Here is a 2,631-nt window from a genome sequence, read left to right on the forward strand (position 1 = left end):
AGGTGCTACTACATTCATCCATGGTTTAGTGGTGTGCACGTCCCAAGTGTATGTGGCGATTGTAGTGCCGTTGTTTTCACTAAATTCCCACGTGCCGGTGCCGTCCAAGTCTCCTTTTGAATCGGCAATGAGGTACTTGCCAATCTGTACCTCTCTAATAGTGAGGACGAAAGAGATGGAATAAGGTAGCCAACTCCTCCAACGGGTCTTCACCTGGCTCCCTACACCGCCCGAGGCAATGTTCTGTGCCGAAAGAATGGAAGCCTCTTCAACCCCTTTCCACCACGTTGGCCACGCTTCTATGTGGATGAGATGAAGCCACACCTCTTCCAGTGGGGCGTCAACATGCCAGGTGGTTACGAAGGTGTAGCGAGGGCTTTTCATGTGCTCAACCATACCATGAAACAGGCTGTTTTGCTTGACGGATCAGGGTAGCTTTTGTATCCATAAGAGACTATGTTTTCACCCACCCACTACCTTGCCTTAGTTCAAAGCAGGGCGTACCGCGCCCTTCGTCAGAAGGTCTCGATAGCCCTAGATTCTTTCAATGTCAGTATGGGTGAATGGACACTCTTGGGTCAGCTTAATGAAACCAAGGGCCTACGGTTATCTGAAGTGGCAAGTACCCTGGGGGTAGAAGCGCCCTTGGTTACTAATGCGGTGAAGGCGCTGCATGCCAAGGGGTTTGTAGCCTTGGAGGTAGATAGTCGCGATACCCGTGCCAAGCTTCTCACACTTACTAAGCAGGGTGAGAAGATGCTTCGGCCTATAGAAGAGGCTGTCCGTGCCGCATTACAGCCCCTTCTTAAGGGGGTGAGTGCCAAAGAGAATCAGATCTATTTCAAGGTCCTTCAACGAATCGTGCAGAATAGCTCAGGCCTGTAGGTAACAAAAAAGAACCCCTTACGGGGTTCTTTTTCTAAAGCCCTTAGGCTTCTGGCTGCTGCTCTACAGGAGCGTCGCCGCCTTGGTTCCAGTCGTCACGACGAGGGCGGAAACCGCCTCCGTTGCCACCACCGTTACCGCCGCGGAAACCGCCACGGTCACCACCACCGTTACCGCCGCGGAAACCTCCGCGATCGCCACCACCACGGTTTCCACCGCCTGGTTGCTCGGCACGAGGCTGGGCCTCGTTTACGGTAAGTGAACGACCACCAAAGTCAGTACCGTGGAACCGCTCGATAGCGGCGCGGGCTGCGTCATCTGGCATTTCAATAAAACCAAACCCACGAGGGCGGTTAAACTGACGGTCAAAAGGAAGGTGGATGTCAATGACTTCACCAACCTCGGAGAAAAGCTGTGTCAGCTCTTCTTTAGTAGTTTCGTAGGGAAAACCCCCAACGTAAAGGCGCATAGGCTCCTCTTTGAACGCGCGACGCTGCGTTTAGAATGAATACTTATAGAAACGTGAGTGGATGGGGCGCGAAGCATCCGCTCGTTAACCGCTGCGTCGCTGCAAACAGGAGAAACGAGCCAAACCAGTCACGCAGGCAGCATAGCACATATTGTCTAAAAAGAAAGCCCCCTTGTATGTAAAGTGGATAATTCCCTCAAGAATCACTACAGTTAGTACATGAACACAGAGGCGTATAACGGCATAGGGAGTGAGGCAGTCATCAAGGCTACGGGTAAAGATTGGGCCGGATGGTTTAGTATCCTTGATGCGTGGCAGGCGACCCAGCATTCCCACAAAGAAATAGCTGAGTACCTTCATGCTGAACAGGGCGTGGCACATTGGTGGTGCCAAATGGTGACGGTTGGGTATGAACAAGCGCGCGGCCTCCGCATTAGGAATCAGACGGCAGATGGTTTCGAGGTTAGCGTGACAAAAGTCTTACCATTTACTGTAGGGGAGCTCTATTCTGCCTGGATGGAGGGCAACCGTGATAAGTGGCTGGATATTCCCATTACCATTACAACTGCAAATGAGTCTAAGTCGGTCCGAGCCAAGCTTGAGGACGGCAGCCGGATTGCTATCGGGTTTTACCCTAAAAAGACAGGTGCCCAAATAGCCTTGGGCCACGAGAAGATGAGGGAAGAAGCGGATATCGAAAAATGGCGAGGTATTTGGAAAGAGTCCATCGGCAAGATGGCCTCGTACTTAGAAAAGTAAAGAGACCCTTGCGGGTCTCTTTTTTTAATCGTCTTTTTTCTTTTCTATGTTCCACCTGCCAGAGTGGTCATCTTTCACGATATGGGAGTCATCCACAAAGTGCGACATGGCGTAGCTTAGGTTGCCATGCACTTTCTTGCCAGGGTTGAAAATGGCGTGTGGGTCGAAAATACCCTTAACCTTCACAAAGAGGTTGTAGATGTCATGACCGTACATATCCAAGAGGAATGGCGTACGGATAAGGCCGTCATTATGCTCCCCGGTAATTGAACCCTTGTACTTCATGACGAGTGCGTACACTTCGCGGGAAAGCTTAGGGATGATCTTCTTGGTCTCTGGGTCGGACAGGTCCATGAGGGGGATGATATGGAAGTTCGCATTCCCAATGTGCCCTGCAACGGTGTAGGTCAGGTTGTACTGACTCATGATCTCGTTAAGCTCAGGGATGTACTTTGGCAAAAGTTCAGGCCGGACAACGGTATCATCAATGAACGGTGCAGTGTGGACCCCTTTGACGT

The 2,631-nt window shown here is 51.3% G+C and carries 5 protein-coding genes; 2 read left to right on the forward strand and 3 right to left on the reverse strand.

Annotated elements, in window-relative coordinates; all coding sequences use genetic code 11:
- Positions 1-384, reverse strand: a 384-nt coding sequence (locus VLA04_04445; GenBank protein HSI20914.1) for a polyketide cyclase, incomplete at its 3' end; no start/stop codon positions are given.
- 72 nt (positions 385-456) lie between these two features.
- On the opposite strand from VLA04_04445, the gene VLA04_04450 reads away from it, so the two are divergent.
- Positions 457-885 (forward strand): MarR family transcriptional regulator, encoded by a 429-nt coding sequence (locus tag VLA04_04450; GenBank protein HSI20915.1) that lies wholly within the window; start codon positions 457-459, stop codon positions 883-885.
- Positions 886-928: 43 nt separating this feature from the next.
- Here VLA04_04450 and VLA04_04455 read toward each other — a convergent pair whose 3' ends face one another.
- Positions 929-1,354 (reverse strand): RNA-binding protein, encoded by a 426-nt coding sequence (locus VLA04_04455; GenBank protein ID HSI20916.1) that lies wholly within the window; start codon positions 1,352-1,354, stop codon positions 929-931.
- Between the two features lie 219 nt (positions 1,355-1,573).
- Between VLA04_04455 and VLA04_04460 the strand changes: the two genes are divergently transcribed.
- Positions 1,574-2,113, forward strand: coding sequence for a hypothetical protein (locus VLA04_04460; protein HSI20917.1), 540 nt, complete (start codon positions 1,574-1,576; stop codon positions 2,111-2,113).
- 24 nt (positions 2,114-2,137) lie between these two features.
- Here VLA04_04460 and VLA04_04465 read toward each other — a convergent pair.
- Positions 2,138-2,631, reverse strand: a 494-nt coding sequence (locus tag VLA04_04465; GenBank protein HSI20918.1) for an FAD-linked oxidase C-terminal domain-containing protein, incomplete at its 5' end; no start/stop codon positions are given.

This window comes from Verrucomicrobiia bacterium (genome assembly GCA_035460805.1).
In the GTDB taxonomy this organism is placed as follows: domain Bacteria; phylum Patescibacteriota; class UBA1384; order CAILIB01; family CAILIB01; genus DATHWI01.